The organism is Salinivibrio sp. IB574, assembly GCF_001996205.1.
GTDB lineage: Bacteria > Pseudomonadota > Gammaproteobacteria > Enterobacterales > Vibrionaceae > Salinivibrio > Salinivibrio proteolyticus.
In genome coordinates, this window is the sequence record NZ_MUFN01000011.1 from 30,865 (window position 1) to 48,887 (window position 18,023).

Below are 18,023 nucleotides of genomic sequence, written 5' to 3' on the forward strand. Positions count from 1 at the left end.
AGCGTTAGTAACGTTTTCTAAAAATAGAGTATGACGTAACTGATTGTAAAACAACAAAACAGTGGTTTTGCTCGCGAGGCTCTACTTTTTCACATTTTCATTGTGTTGAAAAACAGTTATTACTTATTAAGGATATGTGTTACTTGAAAAAGCAGGCATAAAAAAGCCCCGCGATAAGCAGGGCTTGTGTTTTTGTAGAGTATCGCTTGCTTTATTGACGAGATTGACAGCGTTTGAGTCCCAATCCTGCTAAAATAAGTAAAGACAAGATCCCAAATGAACCTCCACCGCTGCTATCGATGTTATCTAACTCGTCACTATCATCTCCATCTGTGGATCCATCACCACCGCCATTGCCTGCTTCCGCGACTTTTGTATAGCTGATAGTTATTTGTGTGTCGTTCGTATCCGCAAGGGCTAAGCTAGTATCTGTTTGTTCGGCCCCATCGTTGACGGTTACGGTTATCTCACATGATTCTAGCGGTTTTAGAACTGTGTTTTCACAACCCTTCACATCAAACTCGCCGTTGTCATTAACGATGTAAGGGTTAATGTTTTCGTCCAATGATGTGAGGTTTTGTACAGCAAACGTATGAGATTTTGTGTCAATTTGGTTTTCGTTGTACGCAAATGTCACGCCAGTCGGTGCGGTGACTTTGTTAATCGCGTTTGCGATGTCTGACAAGTACCAACTCAAGTGCGTGAATTGCACCCATTTGTTATCAAAGGCCGTTCTTTTTGCTATCGCGTAGATGCTATTAGGTTTTATTTCTAGAGGCGTGCCGGAGTCACCTGATTGTGGCACGCTCTCTGGTTTGCTAGGTAATAACGTTATGAAATCGAAGATCCCATAAGTACAGTTGTTATCACCAGTACATGACGAGTTGTCAGACTCGCGAACTACTCGTGGCACGTAATCAGCTGATGCCATATCTTCATGGCTGTAATCGATGTAGATATCGGTTTGCTGCATTGTATCCGGTGTCGCACCATTTTCATCTAGACCCCACCCGCGAAAGGTAAACGAGTCACCGTTATTTACGTTCCATGTATCCGTAGTGCTCGTATAGCTTTGTAGCATGGCTGCGTTGTTACTTTGATCTAGTTTAGAGTTCAATTTTAGTACGGCAATATCGTATTGAAACGCGCCTTTTGTCCAATCTTCTGCGTCACGGGAAATGCTGAACGTAGGGTTTTCCGCGATCACTTGGTCAACTTCTGCATATGCCTCATCTTCAGTGTTGTCTCGATCAAGAAAGTTCACGATAGAGTATGAGGTTTCTATTTTTTTGTTGGCGTTATATTTTACGCCCTGATAGACCGAAATAGCGTTGCTTGCGCCTTGGTCGATTTCCCACGCATAGGCGTTAGATACGCCATTGCCGGGGTTGTAGCTTTCACCCACACAGTGAGCGGCAGTAACAATATATTCTCCTGAAACCAGCAGCCCGCCGCAGGTGCTTGTTGCGCCATCACTATCTTGAGTTTCAAACCGCACGATATAATCGCGGTAATCGCTTTCATCAACATCCGTACCTAAGCTCACGGCGCTGGCTTGAGTAGTTGTCAGAGCTGCTAGCACACTGACTGCGAGAAGTTTTTTCATGTATATAGTCCTTTGTTTTTGATGTGTTGCCATCTTAACCGCCTTTTGGGGAATGCAAGGGGCGTCGTGGCCTAGTGTATATTGTTATTTTTTAAGATGGTTAGCGCGCCCCTATAATCAAGATCATAATGCCTGTAATCACAGCAAGGCGAAGATAACGACGAATTAAATAGCCAAGTATTGCCATTATTATTCCCACCACAAAGGCGTACAGGCTTAATGCAATCCATCGAATCAATCGGCCAAGTCCTTTAAATAGTCGTGACAGATGTGTTTTCATGACTTTGCTCTCTTTTTAACCTGTCACCATCTTAGCCGGCTTTATAAAAATGCATGGGTGGTTGAAAGTTACCCACAGAAACAGAGAGTAACTTTGTTAACTTTCTGATATTCAAAAGCTGAATTTGCGGCCAAGATTAAAGGTATCTCAATTTGAATGAAAGTTCTGACTTAATAAATGAGGGGCAACACCAACTCTAATGAGTCCCCAACTTCCCTATCTCTACACGATACATAACCGTTGTTGCCGCTTTAGACTGATTAGAAAATTTGGATGCTTTATCAGATCAAGCCATACACTAAATAAGGCTATTGGTTTTACATGACCTATAGTGATTTCTAATGTATAAGCAAAAAAGAATGCGGTGTAACCTGTTGATTGATCTCGCCAGATCAACAACCAACAAGGAGTACACAGCATGGACAACAATCATAACGTTACTGAGCTTCATAAGCCAGACAACCCACTCAATGAACTGCTCAAACAAGGCGCGCAGCAGTTTTTGGCTCAAGCCATAGAAGCAGAAGTCCAAGCCTTGCTAGCGCAGTTTGCATCGCTTCAAGCTGACGGAAAGCAAGCCGTGGTTCGCAATGGACATTTGCCTGAGCGCGCCCTGCAGACGGGCCTTGGTAACATCACGGTTAAAGTACCCAAAGTGCGTGACAGAACACGTAGCGGGATTAAGTTCAACAGCAACAAGCTAGTTCCGCCTTATCTCAAGCGGACCAAGAACATTGAAGAACTCATTCCCTGGCTCTATTTACGGGGGATTTCAACAGGCGATATGCAGCCTGCCTTGGAATCTCTTCTGGGCAAGCCATGGGATTGTCAGCAAATAGTGTTTCCCGCCTCAAGCAACAATGGGAAGCGGAATACGAACAGTGGCGTAAAAGAGACCTGAATAAACGACGGTATGTCTATATCTGGGCCGATGGCGTTTACACCAAAGTACGTATGGATGACAAGCTTTGCCTGCTGGTTATTATTGGTGTCGACGACACAGGCCGCAAGGAAGTATTGGCGGTTGTTGACGGTGCACTGGGCTTTTGGAATGATGCCGCCAAACACTGGCCGACCACACGTCATCCGCGCTGCTGGGTAAACAAGACAGCGAATGTGTTAAACAAAATTCCGAAGTCTGTTCAGCCAAGAATGAAAGAGTCGCTTCACGATATCTGGATGGCGGAAACGCGCAAGGACGCTTATAAAGCCTTTGACCTGTTCGAGAAGCGGTATGGTGCCAAATATCCTAAGGCTGTAGAGTGTCTGAGCAAATACAAGGCAGAAATGCTGGCATTTTACGACTTCCCCGCAGAGCATTGGACTCACATCTGAACGACGAACCCGATCGAGTCAATGTTCGCGACGGTGAGGTTGAGAACTAACAAGACGAAGAGTTGTGGAGGCCGGAAAACTGCGCTCTAAATGGCCTGTAAACTGATGATAACTGCCGAGGAAAATTGGCGAAGACTGAGAGGATTTACTCTGCTCGTGGACGTTATCAAAGGGGTAAAATTCCGAGATGGTGTTCGCGAGCCTGAGGGAGATCAACAGGACACAGCTTTGGATGCAATACACCAGATTTAACTATAGCTCCAGCTGGTCAACCTTCAATCCAATGCAGAGGAAACCTGCACTGCACCCCATACCCTAAACTCATAAAAAACAAAATCGAGAGCAATGATAAAGCATTCTTTCGAAAAGCCACGCAATGTTAATTTACTCGGTATTTTGCGAACATGCGGGAAAAGCCCCTAATGGCTTGCATTAACAATAGCTCTGATATGATAGGTCATCACCGATAAAAAGGAACTCGTTTTGTCACCAATCAAACTGATCATGATACTGACGGTAACAGTTATTATCGCCCAGACACCAACTATCCATGATGCGTTTATATGGGACAGAATAGCAATAGAATCTGGCCAGTGGTGGCGTATTATAACGGGGAACCTGACACACACTAACCTCGAACATCTAGCCATAAATCTCTCGGGATTGGTTGTGTTGTACTTTTTTCATGGACATTACTATGACCATAAATTACTTGTTCCGATCGTATTGATGATGTTGGCGATTGGGATTGCGATGCTTTTGAGCCCATTCGACTGGTATGCTGGACTTTCTGGGGTTCTATATGGCCTATTTGCTTGGGGGTGCGTTCGAGACATCAAAAACAATGCCTCATGCGGGAAGGTGTTGCTCGCAGGAGTGGTGATCAAGTTGGGTATTGATAGTTATACTGGTGGCAACGCCATTACTGAGGCATTAATAAACGCAGGTGTCGCGTATCAAGCACATTGGATTGGCATTGTCGTAGGGTTAGTGTGCGCGATTACACTATCATGCCGGGGAGAATCATCAACAGATTGAGCAGATTGGCAGTGAGTATAGTTCCAAATCAGAGGGGGATTTGATCGATGAGTTTCGAAGAAGCCAAACAGAAGTTAATTCTGAAGAGGCAAAGTACCGCTGGGCATCTACATGGTTGAGCTGCCAAGCCAGAAACTCAAGCAAGAGCCGGGCCACCTCCGGTTTCAGACGAATGTGATAAAAGTTCGGCGTGCAAACGGTATTGCTGGGGACGTCGGCGATGGCTGCGGCATGGTTACGAGTGCCTTTGGCCATGAATATCAGGTCGCTGGGCCAAAGATTAATTGGGGCGCTTTTGGCCCGGCAGAGGGCTTTTGCATCTTTATCACTCAGGGGCTCACCGAGAACAATGTGCCGGAACTGCACCACGTAAGCATCCCCGTGCTATCTATGGGGAGCCTTCCTCGTAACGGGTAGCTAGGCTGGACAGTCGCCAAGCTGCACAGAGGGAGTTTTTGTTTGGACTGCTCACTCATGCAGTATGCTCAATGATGCAATAATAGTTGAGCATTGTGATTCACTATGAATCACCAGGCAAGATGCATGATTTGTTTAAAATTGCTCACACTTCGCTTTTTCTACGAATTCTAAAAAGCCCTCGTCAAACTTCCACCGCACTATCTCTTTCCGCGATCCTTACCATCACCCATTCTTCCACTTCACTTTCTGCCCACACAACCGCTCTGCCTCCCAGGGGCACGCTTTTCGGGAAGGTGCCGTCTTTCATCAAGTTGTAGAAGGTTGAACGGCCAAGGCCTGTCATGTGTTTTACTTCGCTCAATTTAAATAATCTCATGATGTTACTCCGTTATTAGACTCATGAGATTTCCGCGCACGTAAAGATTTACCGGTTTACCCCCCCCTCTTGCACCCACTCCCCTAACCAACCTGATTTCAGATATATGTCATCGATACGCATAGCCACATCAATCATTTAAAGGAGCCCCCCTATGCGTAAGTCACACACTCCCCTGTTTACCCCTGCTGACCACTACCCTGTCCACCAGCCATCTGAGTTGAACCAGCTCTTAGAGCACGCGGCGGAAGCGCTGGCCCAAAAGTACAACCGCGAAGGCACCTTCACGAGCCCTAACAACGTGATGGAGTACTTAAAGCTCAAACTCGGCGCGCACGATCGTGAAGTGTTTCCGTTGATGCTGCTGGATAACCAACATCGACTGATCCAGTTCGATATCCTGTTCTTTGGCACCATCGATGCCGCGTCTACCTATCCACGCGAAGTGGCGAAAGCAGCACTGAGTCACAATGCAGCCGCCGTTATCTTGCGCACAATCACCCATCAGGGATTGCTGAGCCGTCAAAGGCAGACCGTCACGTAACTGACAAGTTGATTAAAGCGCTGGGCCTTATCGATGTTCGCGTTTTAGATCATGTGGTTGCTGGTGAAGACTGTGTGTCTTTCGCCGAGCGAGGCTGGATCCCAGTCGTGTAGCGGCTTCAAAGGCCATTCTTACACGCCACACAAGTACACAGGCAGCGATACCTTTCCCTGCTTCTCACTATGTTAAAACGGAAAGCAGCCAACCTAGGTGTAACAAGGGTCTGGCTGTCTCTGTCGTCACAATGTGCGCGACGTGTTAGCTTGAGGCCCCCGACCTTACTTTTGATAAATACTTCAATATTTGATCATTTCATCCCCTACAGACCGTGACCATTCTTCCTAATCCTCTCAACCTCTCTTCTTAAAAAGAAATATATTAATAGCATTAAAGGGAATCCAATAACGAGGCCCTTATAATGAAAAGAAACTATCCATTCGCATTAGCAATCAGCCTGTTTATCTATTCAGCCACAGCACATGCAGAGGCTATTCTCCATGCTTTTAATTGGCCGTATCAGCTTGTAGAAGCAAGAGCAGAGCACATTGCTGAAGCTGGTTACAAGAAGGTGTTAGTGGCGCCAGCGATGAAGTCGTCTGGCACAGAGTGGTGGGCACGCTATCAGCCTCAAGATCTTCGTGTTATCGACTCCCCATTAGGCAATAAACAAGACTTTCAAGCCATGATTGCAGCCCTCGGCCAGCATGGTGTAGCTGTTTATGCCGATGTGGTGCTCAACCACATGGCGAATGAAAGCGGATTACGTGACGATCTTAATTACCCCAGCGCACAGGTCTTAGAACACTACGCGCAAAACCAAGAAGCGTTCGAGCAGCAAACACTGTTTGGACAGCTCTCGCAGCATTTGTTTTCCAGCATGGACTTTCATCCAGAAGGCTGTATCACTCAGTGGCATGACCCAGGCCATGTGCAATATTGGCGTTTGTGCGGTGGAGAGGGAGATGTAGGCTTACCCGATTTGGATCCGAATCAGTGGGTGGTGGAGCAACAGCGTGCATATTTATCAGCGCTAAAAGCGATGGGTGTGAAAGGGTTTCGGGTCGATGCAGTCAAACACATGAGCATGTATCACATCAATCAGGTCTTTACGGACGCCATTCGTGAAGGTATGCATATTTTTGGCGAGGTGATCACCAGTGGTGGGGCCGGCGATCAAAGCTATGAGGCGTTTCTTTTGCCTTATTTACAACAAACCACCCATAGCGCTTATGACTTTCCTTTATTCTCGCAAATCCGTCGCGCGTTTTCGTTCCAAGGTAGCCTCACTCAGTTGCATCATCCTGAAAGTGTTGGTCAAGCGCTGGATAAACACAGAGCGATCACCTTTACCATTACCCACGACATACCGACTAACGATGGTTTTCGCTACCAAATCATGGATCCCACTGATGAAGTGCTCGCCTATGCCTATATTCTTGGCAAAGACGGAGGGAGTCCGCTGATCTATAGTGATGAGCTTTCTGCTGGGGAAGACAAAGATAACGGTCGGTGGCAAGGCGTGTGGAAGCAACCTGCGATGAAGGCCATGCTCCGCTTTCACAATGCAATGCACGGCAAGCCAATGACGGTGATTGGCAGCAACCAATGTCTGCTGTTATTTAAGCGCGACCAAGCCGGTATTGTGGCGATCAATAAGTGTGACGAGCCCCAATCTTATACCATGGATACACGCGAATATCCTCTGAATTGGTATCGTCCTTATTATGATGTTTTGAGTGATGCGACCACCACCATCTCATCGGATTTTCACACTATCACCATTCCTGCCCGCTCGGCGCAGATGTATATGCATTAATCTATGTCGCCGCCGTCTTGCTATGCCAAGCGGCGGATTGACAGTCAGTGAAATCCGCCGCACCCTATCTTAAAAAGTGGACAAGCTGGGTGTCATGATGACTGTGAATTTTGAGCAAAAAATCCGTCCAGATCGGCCTTTTAGAACGCAAACAAACGGCGATTTAATGAAGCAGTTTGAAAGCGATCGTGGGCGGATCATTACCTCTGCCGCCGTACGCCGTTTGCAACAAAAAACTCAGGTTTTTCCACTTGAACGCAATGCCGCGGTGCGCAGCCGCCTCACCCACTCTTTAGAGGTTCAGCAAGTCGGGCGCTATATCAGTCAACTGATTGCCGACAAGCTGTCTGCCTCGCAACTCGCTCCCCCGCTCGACCGCTGCTTGGAAACCTTGGTTGAGATGGCTTGCCTGATGCACGACATAGGTAACCCACCGTTCGGACACTTTGGCGAGCAAGCGCTCAGTGATTGGCTCAGTGAGCACGTCCCTTATATCTATCGGCAACATTTTAACGACGAACTGCCTGAAGAGGTACAGCGCGATCTCTGTCATTTTGAAGGCAACGCACAAGGCATACGGCTGATCCATACCTTACAACAGCTGAACCTCACCTATTCGCAAGTCTCCGGCATTCTTAAATACACTCGGTGTGGTAGCGAGCCGAAACCTGCAGATAACGACGACCGCGCGTACCTTAAAAAGAAAGTCGGCTATTTTCTCAGTGAACACGCGTACATTGGCGATTTGCAAAAAACGCTCGCCATCTCGCCCGGCTGTCGTGCCCCAGTCAGTTACATCATGGAAGCGGCCGATGATATTTCTTATGGCATTGCCGATTTAGAAGACGCCGTTGAAAAAGGCGTACTGACTCTCGCGGATTTGAAAGCGGCCTTAAAGGCAACCTTTGTACAGCTTACCCAAGCCAGTGAGGAGCATGACGACAACACCATGGCGACCATGTTAGAGAATGCTGAAAAGCGCAGCCACGGCAGTGACAGTCAGTTTTTTGTCTTCTTGCGTGTAGAGGTCAATCAACGCTTGCCTCGCCATGCCGCCCAACGCTTTGTCGATCATTTGCCCGCCGTCGTTGATGGCACCTTTAATCACGCGCTAATTGAAGATAACAGCGTCAATCATTTACTTGTACAAACCTTTAAAAACGTCGCCAAGGCGCATGCCTTTTGTCACCCAGAAGTGGAACGCCGCGAGCTACAAGGCTATCGCGTCATCCATGGCTTGATGAGCATCTATCGTCCACTCCTCACCTTGCCCAGTGAGGTGTTTACAGCCTTAGTTAATGGCGAGCCGGTCAAGCCACAAGCGTCGATATACACCCAGCGGCTATTTAAAAAACTGCCTGAAAAACATAAAAAAGCCTATCGCGACGCGGTGCAAAAACAGGCCCTGGCGGAGCAGATCCCTTCTGCCACTGCGCGTGAGTTCTATTTTCGTACTCGCCTGCTAATTGACTATATCAGCGGTATGACGGACCAATACGCATTCGACGAGTACCGCGCCTTTCATGTGATTGAAGAGGGATAAAAAAACCGCTCCGTGGTTGGGAGCGGTTTTTTGCGATGAGGCTATTAGCCAAAGCGCTTTTGCCACTTATCAATCACCGTGGCGCCAATCAAATCGCCTTGCACATTGACCGCGGTACGGAAAGTGTCGAGTGGGCGCTCAATGATCAGCAAAATAGCAATGGCTTCCAGTGGAATACCCGCTGCCAGCAACACCAACTGCATACCCGACATCGAGCCCGACGGCATGCCCGGTGCGCCTACCGACGAAACCATCGCCATAATGAAGATCATCACAATGCCGGTCGTCGACAGGTCAATGCCGAACAATTGTGCGAGGAACACCGCAGCAATGCCTTCAAATAACGCGGTGCCATCCATGTTCATCACCGCGCCCAACGGCAAGACCATGCTCGCGGTCGACGGGGTAACTTTAAGCTCTTCTTTGGCAGCCTGCATCGATACAGGCAGTGTCGCAGCACTGGATGAAGTGGCAAACGCCATCGCCAGCGGTGCAGAAATTGCGCGAAACAGACTCACAAAGCCAATACCACCGGCAACGCGTGCAATAAGCGGCAACACGATCAGTGCATGGACCATCGTCAGTCCAAACACCAAAGCAGCGAAGCTAAATAGCTGACCGAATAGATCGTTATCCCCTTTGTGGGAGAATTGGAAAACAATCGCAAACACCGCAAATGGCGCCAGCTTGATAATTCCTGCCACCATGGTGTTAATGCCTTTATTCAGCCCGCGAATGGTCTCGAATAATGGGTGCGACTCTGGCAGTGCGACAATCAGCGAAATGCCGAACAAAATGGTGAACACCACAATCGCCAACAGGTTACCCTGAGTCACCGCGGCAAACGGATTCACCAACGCCATATTAATAAGTTTGGTGGCAATGGCTCCGGCACCTGCAGCATCTTGATTGATAAAGCTAATGCTCTCATCCACAGGCGGTGCATTGGTGAGCGGTTGCCATTCGGGCATCATGAGTGCTGCGCCAAGGCCAATGGTGATCGCAATGGTGGTGGTAAAACCGTAAAACAAAAGTGTTGCACCACCTAGGCGCTTAAGGCGAACCACATTGCCAATATTACTGATCCCTTCCAGTAACGAGAGCAATACCATCACGCCGACCACGGCTTTGAGTAGACCGATATAACTGACCTTGGCAAGCATAAGCAACGGATACCAAGTGGTCTGTTCCGCGTTCTCAATGGGGCCGAATACCGTGCCCACTAGCCAAGCCAGTGCGGCCGCCACTGCAATTTGCAATGGCAAAGAATGTCTAAGGGTTTTCCACATTGTCTTTTCCCTAATCACAGCGTTATAGCTGCATAATGATGATTTATCTGCATTTTTGTAGCGAATTGGCGACAAATCATAGCAAGTAGCGGAATTCAGCTCATGTGAAAGTTATGAACAATCTGGAATAACTAGTAACAAAATGGTTGGTTGGCGAATGAGACCACACTTTTCACTGCAAATACCAAGAAAGCGCATGATAAAAAAGCCCGCCATGACGGCGGGCTAGGGATAACCACAAAGCCATTATTGGGGGCGTTGGTTTTGTGGGTTGAGCTCTAAGTTGACAGGGGTATCTAGCTCTTGGTTCAAGGCTTTTTCAAGTTCTGCCACATTGGTGCCCGGTGTGGCTTCAAGTAGGGCAACGCCCTCTAGGTAACTTACCAAACTTAAACCGTATTTTTGAGCCAGCTCACTCGCGTGTGCTTCGGTCGCTTTGACCAAAATAGAGCCGGTAACAGTCAAAGGCGTGCTTTGCGCGGATACAGCGACCTTATCGCCAACCATCACGCCCATTTGTTCACCGCTCATGCTGCGAGCGCTGTTGGCCGTATCCACCACCACGTAGTCTTGGCCGTTCAATTGCACGCTACCTGCGCTAACACTCAAGCTAAAGCCCATGATAGCGAGTGCTGAGATCATCTTTTTCATACTTCGTCTCCTATTAACCACGGTGACCGATAACACGCAGTGACCATTGGGTCAGTTTGCCATCATCGCGGTTGTTGGGCATGGATTTAACCTCGCCACCTAAGGTGTACTGGCGTGTATCACCGTCAGTATCCGTGACATAGAGCCTCCACTGACCTTGCGATGCTTCACCATTAAATTTGTGCGATAGCATTAAATGGTCGGTAAAACCTTCTGGATAGGTGGGATCCAAGGTGTTTGACAGCATACTGTTACGTGGTGACATCAATACGCTGCGAGTCCCTGCGGGCGACTCTAACTCAATGAGCAAATCAGACATACGGCTGTGCTCAATCGAGGTACGCACTTGTACCGCCTCGATAGTGAGGTTATCGGCTACTTGCACACTGTCTGATGTCGCTACCGCCCCAGCATCGGCTATCGCAAGCCCAGTTTCACCCTCTTGGTTATGATAAGACCACGCCCAATCCGTGAACACTTGTGCAGGAAGTGGCTGATATGTCTTCGCCGCATCGAGTGCCGCATTGACATCAATCAAACCAAACCCATAGGTTGGGCTATACCAACGCCCCGCAGCATTTTGTTTCCAGCCCTCTAGGCCAGTCACCGTGCGCTCACCACCACGTGCTGTTTGATAGGTTAAAAGAACATCGGCATCGTCTGCATCCACGCGTGTCGCGGTCGTCGCTAATAGGTGACGAATATCGCGCTGCGATAGGTTCGGGTAGGCTGACATCATCAACGCAAATGCCCCTGAGGTATTTGGCGCCGCCGAGGAGGTCCCGTTCATCACGCTGTTGAAATCACAGGTGTTATCTATCTCCGTGCCACCGTGCAGGTCGTGCGAATCGTAAGGAATACTATCATCACGGTTATATCCCATCGTACAACCGGTGAGGTCCGTGGTGATATGAGCGGGTTTATTGGTGCCATACTCCCCACCCGGTGCAGTCAGGAACACATTGCTCCCGACCGACGAGTAGGAAGAACGTTCACCGTCTGCATTGAGCGCGCTAACCGTGACGTTCCAATAATTCGCATTATCAGACGATTGGTTGCTATTTTGCCACGGTAACCCATGGTTATCGTCGACAGGACCAAAGCGCTCACGATTAAACGAAGTACGCTTATAACCATTTCCCGCTGATTTGATGAATACCGCCCCCAGTCCGCCAAAGGCTTCCGTGCTCATTTTTTTGTATTGGGCATTCTGGCGACCATCATAGCTCATTGGGTCATCGCTGTAGGGATAGCTGCGCACCCCAGAACCACCATAGCTTTGGTTGAATATACGGACATCATCCGAATAGCCTTCGCGACCATGGCTGATCTCCCATGCATTTTGGCTTTGATATGCGAGGTAGTTATACCCTTGCAGGTTGGCAAGCGGCGCAACCCCCATACCGCCAAGGCCGTTATCTCGCACTGCGGCGATGATGCCAGCCACCGAGGTACCGTGTGCGGTATCACGATTACTCCAGCCTTCTGGCGTCGGGTCATTGTCACGCTCGACAAAATCGTAAGATTTTCCGGCACGGACATTGGCGGCCAAGTCTGGGTGGCCAATCTCCAACCCATCATCGACAACAGCGACATTGACGTTTTGGCCTAGAATAGCCTGTCGGTGAGCCCACCAAAGGTTTAGATCGTTCCCCGCTTGCCCACCTTCGAGGGCAAAGGCTTTTTGACCACTGTTGAGTAGGTGCCACTGCTGCGCTGTAAATGGGTCGTCGCCCGGCAAACAACGCTCTGCACTGGTGCGACTAATATCAACAGGCTCATTGCCCGTTAACGCCACACAAGCTTGTGGGTCTGGATCGGGCTCGACAGGCTCAGGCACTTTTGCCATCGCCCACGCCCCGGAGGTGTGGAAAAGCGCGCCGATAATCAACGCAAGAGAGCTGTGTTTGTGCATTTATCATTCCTTTTTACACTAACTAGACGTGTCTCGATTCTGAGAGACCCATCATTAGTAAAAAGAAATAACCTAATGATAAACAAGCAATTAAAGAAGATGTGATCTTGTGCCTAGCTTTTAAACAAAAATCATCTAAAAAACTGACCACACCCCGCACTTGTTAACATTTAATTCACGTAAAAAATCAGATATTGCGACAAAATAGGCAATATAAAAACGTAATAAGGTATACTTTTTTATTTTAAGGGAATTGTCACAGAATTATTTAAGAAATGATGCAAGTGCTTCACCTCGACGCACTCCAGATAAATCGGCTATTCGCCGTGTCCCCCCTTTCTCAGCCCGCAACCCAAAGAGTCATTGACCCATCGACGAGGGAGATAACGTCGAAGACGGATAAATCATCTACACTCATTAATGACAAATAAATCAATAAAGCAAGCGGATATTAATGGGAATAGTAAGGCGGATATCTTGAGTAAAGCGTCACTTGATCAGTTTAAACAGTACTTTTTTGATGCGCTGGATATCGTGCCACTGCCCTTATTGATATCGGAAGGGATTGTGACTGATGAAATTGGCAATAACAATCGCGTCCATATTTTCTTTAATCAAGCCTTCCGACAAGAACTCGGCTATACCCTAGATAGTATGCCAGACATCTACCAATGGTTTGAAAAAGCCTATCCGGATCCTACCTATCGGCAAGATGTCATTAACCAGTGGCATCAAGCCGTGCACGAAGCGCAAGCACGCGGTGAACGCACCGTTGAACTTCCGGCATTAATCACCCATGCCAATGGAGAGCAGCGTTGGTATGCGGTCACGGCACAAGTCGATGTCACGCCAAACCCAGATTGGCACATCGTTGTTTTTCGAGATATCCATCAACTCAAGACGTCACTTGATGAGACGACGCACGCCTCTCTGACTGACAGTCTGACCCAGCTAGCAAACCGGCGCGGTCTAACAGAATGGTTTGAGCAATATAGTCATCGCACTGCACTCGGCACTATTGTGTTAGATATTGACCGATTCAAGCAGGTCAACGATAGCTTAGGGCATATTGCGGGGGACCGGTTGTTAGTCCAGATCGCAAGCCAACTTAAGCAGTTTTCACCGTCGAAAGCATGCTGTGCCCGTTGGGGAGGCGAAGAATTTGTGATTATCATACCGGACTGTACACGCCAGGACGTGCTCCAGCTGGCCAACACCCTTTGCCATCATGTTTACCAAGAAGGGTTCTTGTGGCATGCCACTCGCCATCAGGTTAGCGTCAGCGCAGGCATTAGCTTCACAGAAGCGGACCATCATTCACTGGATGAGGTGGTTGCGCGCGCGGACCGAGCAATGTATACCGCCAAACAGCGTGGCCGCAATCAGGTATGCGCTGATCTCCCATAAGCTGCCACTAGCTTCGCCACGGTTGCATTGGCAATCGCCGTATCCTGCACCCCGGTACCAGTCAAATCACACACGGTGATCGCATTACGCGCGCGACACAAAGGACGACCGGATGCCACCACTTTGCCCAACTCTTCAACGTGCCGAGACAAAGCAAGGTGTTTTAATTCCCCCAAGGTTTCAGACTGAGTACGTCGGTCAACCACCAGCCAATCAGCACGTTGTAAGATCTCGGGGGCTAGTTCACGCTTTTCTGGGCTATCTGCCCCCATCGCCGTGATATGGGCACCAACCGGAATATCTTCCCAATAGATAACTGGCTTGGTCGCCGGCGTGGTGGTGACAATAATATCCGCCTCTTGGCAAGCGCTATTGGCACTGGTGTGAACATGTACGGTCAACGATAGGTCATGCTCTATCGAGGTTTTATACTGTTGGGCCTGCTGCTCATCCCTTGCCCAAACATGCACCGTGGTGATATCTCTGACCAAGGTCAGAGCGGCAACTTGAAGCCTTGCCTGCTTTCCGGCGCCAATCACGGCCACCTCTGTCGCATCATCTCGCGCACAATACTTGGCACTCACTGCCCCTGCGAGCGCGGTTCGAATGTCAGTGAGATAGCCGTCGTCAAACAGCACCGCATCCACCATCCCGGTTTTGGCCGAAAAGACCACCATCAAGCCATTCAGACTCGGGAGCCCGTATTGAGGGTTATCAAAGAACCCCGGACTTACTTTGATCGCGAATCGCTCTGCACCGTGGATATGTGCTGTTTTAACATCGACCTCCCCATTATTCTCCGCAATCGCCATACTCAACACTGGGGGCATGGTTACCTCGCCTCGTCCCAAGGCAATAAAGGCTTCTTCAATGATACCCAGTGACTGTCGGTCTAACCCTGTGACGGCTTCAATCTGTGGTCGATGAAATAATTGCATACAGGCTCCTTATTCATGCACTTGTTCACTGAGTTGTTGCACATCCGCTAAGGTGTCAGTCGACACATTTTTGCCGCTCACGACAATCACCACTTTCTTCCCTTGCCAAGCCAACCTGTGTTGCTTACATGCAGCCAATCCCACGACTGCCGCGCCTTCTACCCAGATATTTTCGCACTGCCACACATCGATCATCGCTCGCGCAATGTAGGTCTCATCGACGTGATAGTGCTCAGTCATCACGTTCGGCACCAATGCAAAGGTGTATTGATTTTCAAGGCCAATACCACCACCGAGGCTGTCAGCTAACGATGGCGTCTCGGTGACGGCAACCGGATAGCCCACACGTAGACTTTCTGCCATTGCGGCACCGTCGCGAAGAGACACACCAACCACAGATACGCGCGGTGCGATTTGGAAAACGGCAAGGCCTATTCCACCAATGAGCCCGCCGCCAGATAACCCCGCCGCAATCACATCGACATCAGGTAGATCTTCTACAATCTCTAGCCCAATAGTGCCTTGGCCAGCAATGATGTCGGGATGATCAAAAGGGGGGATATAACACAACCCTTCACGTTGCACGGCCTGAATCGCGATACGCTCTGCATCATCTTGTGAACGCCCTTCTACGCGAACATCCGCCCCCAGTGCTTTCACCGCTGCTACTTTATGCGACGGTACAAGAGACGATAGGCAAACCGTTGCTGGAATATTGAGTTGCTTCGCCGCGTAGGCCAGCGCACGCCCATGGTTTCCCGTTGAACATGTGATGACACCCCGTGAGCGCGCTTTATCGCTCAGCTGACTGAGCGCATAGGCCGCTCCCCTCAGCTTAAACGCACCAGTAGGCTGGCATGTTTCTAACTTGAGCCAAATTTCAGATTGGTAGCGGGCGGATAGTCCGGGCGAAAACACCAAAGGTGTACGAGTAGCAATGGCCCGTATCGAACGGCGCGCCAAGTACACATCATGCAAGCTTGGGGTCATCGGCCTCTCCTTTCGCTGCATTGCCATTTTGACAGCCTAGATCTCAAATGCGACTTCATCCAACCCCCGCCTGTGGGCGAGTGATGCCGTTATCACGTATCATAAATCAACCCTAAGGAGCCTTTATGAGTTGGATTGAAACGAACGAGGCCATCTTCCGGCTGAGTGTGTTTGTCGCCGTGCTGGCGGTGATGCTACTCGCTGAGTGGCGTAGGCCCAAGCGCCCCCTCACCAGAACACGGCGAGAGCGCTGGCGGGGCAATATTAGTTTGACGGTGTTTAATACCCTAACATTACGCTTGTTTGCCCCGCTAACGGCGGTCGGTGCCGCGTCATGGGCTCAAGCTCATCATGTGGGCGTGTTCAATGTACTCGCTCTGCCCGAGGCATTCGCGATAATACTGACACTGGTGCTGATGGATTTGGCTATTTGGTATCAACACAAGCTATTCCATCAATGGCCTTGGCTATGGCGTTTACATCTTGTCCACCACGCGGACATGGACATTGATGTCACCACAGGAGCACGTTTTCATACCGTAGAAATTTGGCTTTCCATGCTGATTAAATGTTTAGTTGTCATGATGCTCGGTGCGCCTGTGATCGGGGTGATCCTTTTTGAGACCTTGCTAAGCGGCATGGCCATGTTTAATCACAGTAATGTCGCCTTGCCCACACAGGTAGATGCATGGTTACGCCGCGTTATCGTCACCCCCGATATGCACCGGGTGCACCACTCGACCCGTTTTCATGAGTGCAATGCCAACTATGGTTTCAATCTGTCTTGCTGGGACCGCTGGTTTGGCACCTATGTGCCGCAACCGCGTAAAGGCCATCACGGGATGCGTATCGGCTTAGCCGAAGTCAGCCAAGCCACTGACGCCAGTCATATTTTGGGGATGCTGCGTTTACCTTTGCGTTGGCGTATACTTCAGCGCGCCTATCAAAACAACAAGGAGATGCAGGCGCATGAGCCAAGTCATCGTCACATCCAAAAACCCCGCTAAAATCGCCGCCGTTGAAGCTGCCTTTCGTGATGTTTTTCCTGAACAGCCCTTTACGTTTACCGGTGTCGCGGTCCCCAGCGACGTACCAGACCAACCCATGACAGAGAAAGAAACCTATGCCGGTGCCTGCAACCGTGTTCAGCATGCCAAAGCAAAATACGAAGGGGATTTTTACGTCGGGGTAGAAGCCGGACTAGACCACCAGCATACCTTTGCATGGATGGTAATCGACGATGGGACGACACGCGGTGAAGCGCGCTCAGCCTCTCTACCGCTACCGCCAGAGGCACTGCGCGCATTACACCATGGCGAGGAGCTGGGGGATGTGATGGATCGTATGTTCAGCGAGCAGAACGTTAAGCAAAAAGGCGGCGCGATTGGTATGCTCACTGGACATCGCTTAACGCGCTCAAGCGTTTACCATCAAGCACTTATCTTAGCCTTGATTCCGTTTCTACATCCTCATCTTTACCGCTGATAAGCCAAGAAAAAACGGAGCCATAAGGCTCCGTTATCAATAAAACTGTGGCGTTTCCGCTAGTCGGTGTGCGCTTTCTGCTCTGCTTCGCTTTTGAGTAAACGCGCCAGCCACGCTTTACTGTCATCATCAAGGCGCTTGAGCTCATTGGATCCGCGCGTCACGGTAGCGATGCCAACCCCCAGCAACTGACTCAGTTGGCGCTGGCTCATTTTACCTTCCAATAGCTCGTGTAAAATATTGATCCTCGCGACCAAGGTATCACGCTCATCTGGCGTCAGTAGCGCCGTCAGCAACGCATCATCATGGCCATCTTGTCCGGCACGACGCACTAAAGCGATAACATCTTGCCACCCTGAAAATGCAGGTGATTGCGACATGGTTTCCTCT

At 49.4% G+C, this 18,023-nt stretch carries 15 protein-coding genes and 2 pseudogenes; 8 read left to right on the top strand and 9 right to left on the bottom strand.

Features of this window, described 5'->3' with window-relative positions; genetic code table 11:
• Window positions 1-211: 211 nt before the first annotated feature.
• On the bottom strand, window positions 212-1,606 hold the full coding sequence (locus BZJ17_RS06805; RefSeq protein WP_157893169.1) for a trypsin-like serine protease: 1,395 nt from the start codon (window positions 1,604-1,606) through the stop codon (window positions 212-214).
• 100 nt (window positions 1,607-1,706) lie between these two features.
• Window positions 1,707-1,886, bottom strand: coding sequence for a hypothetical protein (locus BZJ17_RS06810; protein WP_077640206.1), 180 nt, complete (start codon window positions 1,884-1,886; stop codon window positions 1,707-1,709).
• A gap of 418 nt (window positions 1,887-2,304) precedes the next feature.
• On the opposite strand from BZJ17_RS06810, the pseudogene BZJ17_RS06815 reads away from it, so the two are divergent.
• Window positions 2,305-3,473, top strand: a pseudogene (locus BZJ17_RS06815) (IS256 family transposase).
• A 231-nt stretch (window positions 3,474-3,704) separates the two neighbouring features.
• Entirely contained in the window at window positions 3,705-4,259 is a 555-nt protein-coding gene (rrtA, locus tag BZJ17_RS06820; protein ID WP_108743790.1) for a rhombosortase, read from the top strand.
• A gap of 601 nt (window positions 4,260-4,860) precedes the next feature.
• On the opposite strand, the gene BZJ17_RS06830 is transcribed toward rrtA, so the two are convergent.
• A complete protein-coding gene (locus BZJ17_RS06830; protein ID WP_077640209.1) occupies window positions 4,861-5,055 on the bottom strand; it encodes an AlpA family transcriptional regulator in 195 nt (64 codons plus the stop codon).
• A 154-nt stretch (window positions 5,056-5,209) separates the two neighbouring features.
• Between BZJ17_RS06830 and BZJ17_RS06835 the strand changes: the two are divergent.
• The 3 genes and pseudogenes from BZJ17_RS06835 to dgt all read left to right on the top strand — a co-directional run bounded on the left by BZJ17_RS06835 (window position 5,210) and on the right by dgt (window position 8,958).
• Window positions 5,210-5,712 (top strand): annotated as a pseudogene (locus BZJ17_RS06835) (JAB domain-containing protein).
• A 305-nt stretch (window positions 5,713-6,017) separates the two neighbouring features.
• Window positions 6,018-7,415 carry an alpha-amylase family protein gene (locus BZJ17_RS06840; RefSeq protein ID WP_077640210.1) on the top strand — a complete coding sequence of 466 codons (1,398 nt, stop codon included), beginning with the start codon at window positions 6,018-6,020 and terminating at the stop codon, window positions 7,413-7,415.
• A 97-nt stretch (window positions 7,416-7,512) separates the two neighbouring features.
• The gene (gene dgt / locus BZJ17_RS06845; protein ID WP_077640249.1) at window positions 7,513-8,958 is read left to right on the top strand and encodes a dGTPase; all 1,446 of its coding nucleotides are present in this window, start codon (window positions 7,513-7,515) and stop codon (window positions 8,956-8,958) included.
• Window positions 8,959-9,002: 44 nt separating this feature from the next.
• Here the strand turns inward: dgt and BZJ17_RS06850 are convergent, their stop codons facing one another.
• From BZJ17_RS06850 to BZJ17_RS06860, 3 genes are all read right to left on the bottom strand, one after another.
• Window positions 9,003-10,247 (bottom strand): dicarboxylate/amino acid:cation symporter, encoded by a 1,245-nt coding sequence (locus BZJ17_RS06850; RefSeq protein WP_077640211.1) that lies wholly within the window; start codon window positions 10,245-10,247, stop codon window positions 9,003-9,005.
• 246 nt (window positions 10,248-10,493) lie between these two features.
• Window positions 10,494-10,898, bottom strand: a complete 405-nt coding sequence (locus tag BZJ17_RS06855; protein ID WP_069589189.1) for a hypothetical protein — start codon at window positions 10,896-10,898, stop codon at window positions 10,494-10,496.
• A 13-nt stretch (window positions 10,899-10,911) separates the two neighbouring features.
• Window positions 10,912-12,813, bottom strand: a complete 1,902-nt coding sequence (locus tag BZJ17_RS06860) for a S8 family serine peptidase (protein ID WP_108743791.1) — start codon at window positions 12,811-12,813, stop codon at window positions 10,912-10,914.
• A 477-nt stretch (window positions 12,814-13,290) separates the two neighbouring features.
• Here BZJ17_RS06860 and BZJ17_RS06865 point away from each other — a divergent pair, with 477 nt between their 5' ends.
• Window positions 13,291-14,220 carry a GGDEF domain-containing protein gene (locus BZJ17_RS06865; protein WP_157893170.1) on the top strand — a complete coding sequence of 310 codons (930 nt, stop codon included), beginning with the start codon at window positions 13,291-13,293 and terminating at the stop codon, window positions 14,218-14,220.
• Here the strand turns inward: BZJ17_RS06865 and BZJ17_RS06870 are convergent.
• Entirely contained in the window at window positions 14,196-15,158 is a 963-nt protein-coding gene (locus tag BZJ17_RS06870) for a cyclodeaminase (RefSeq protein ID WP_077640213.1), read from the bottom strand. The genes BZJ17_RS06865 and BZJ17_RS06870 overlap by 25 nt on opposite strands.
• Window positions 15,159-15,167: 9 nt before the next feature.
• Window positions 15,168-16,148: a hydroxyectoine utilization dehydratase EutB gene (eutB, locus tag BZJ17_RS06875; protein WP_077640214.1), complete on the bottom strand. Its 981-nt coding sequence runs from the start codon at window positions 16,146-16,148 to the stop codon at window positions 15,168-15,170.
• Between the two features lie 125 nt (window positions 16,149-16,273).
• Between eutB and BZJ17_RS06880 the strand changes: the two genes are divergently transcribed.
• Together BZJ17_RS06880 and yjjX are read left to right on the top strand one after the other, a co-directional pair.
• Window positions 16,274-17,155, top strand: a complete 882-nt coding sequence (locus BZJ17_RS06880) for a sterol desaturase family protein (protein ID WP_077640215.1) — start codon at window positions 16,274-16,276, stop codon at window positions 17,153-17,155.
• Window positions 17,118-17,633, top strand: a complete 516-nt coding sequence (gene yjjX, locus BZJ17_RS06885) for an inosine/xanthosine triphosphatase (RefSeq protein WP_077456221.1) — start codon at window positions 17,118-17,120, stop codon at window positions 17,631-17,633. The genes BZJ17_RS06880 and yjjX overlap by 38 nt, the downstream gene beginning before the upstream one ends.
• A 59-nt stretch (window positions 17,634-17,692) precedes the next feature.
• On the opposite strand, the gene trpR is transcribed toward yjjX, so the two are convergent.
• Complete coding sequence (trpR, locus tag BZJ17_RS06890) at window positions 17,693-18,013, bottom strand: trp operon repressor (RefSeq protein ID WP_069589177.1); 321 nt, start codon at window positions 18,011-18,013, stop codon at window positions 17,693-17,695.
• Window positions 18,014-18,023: the final 10 nt, after the last annotated feature.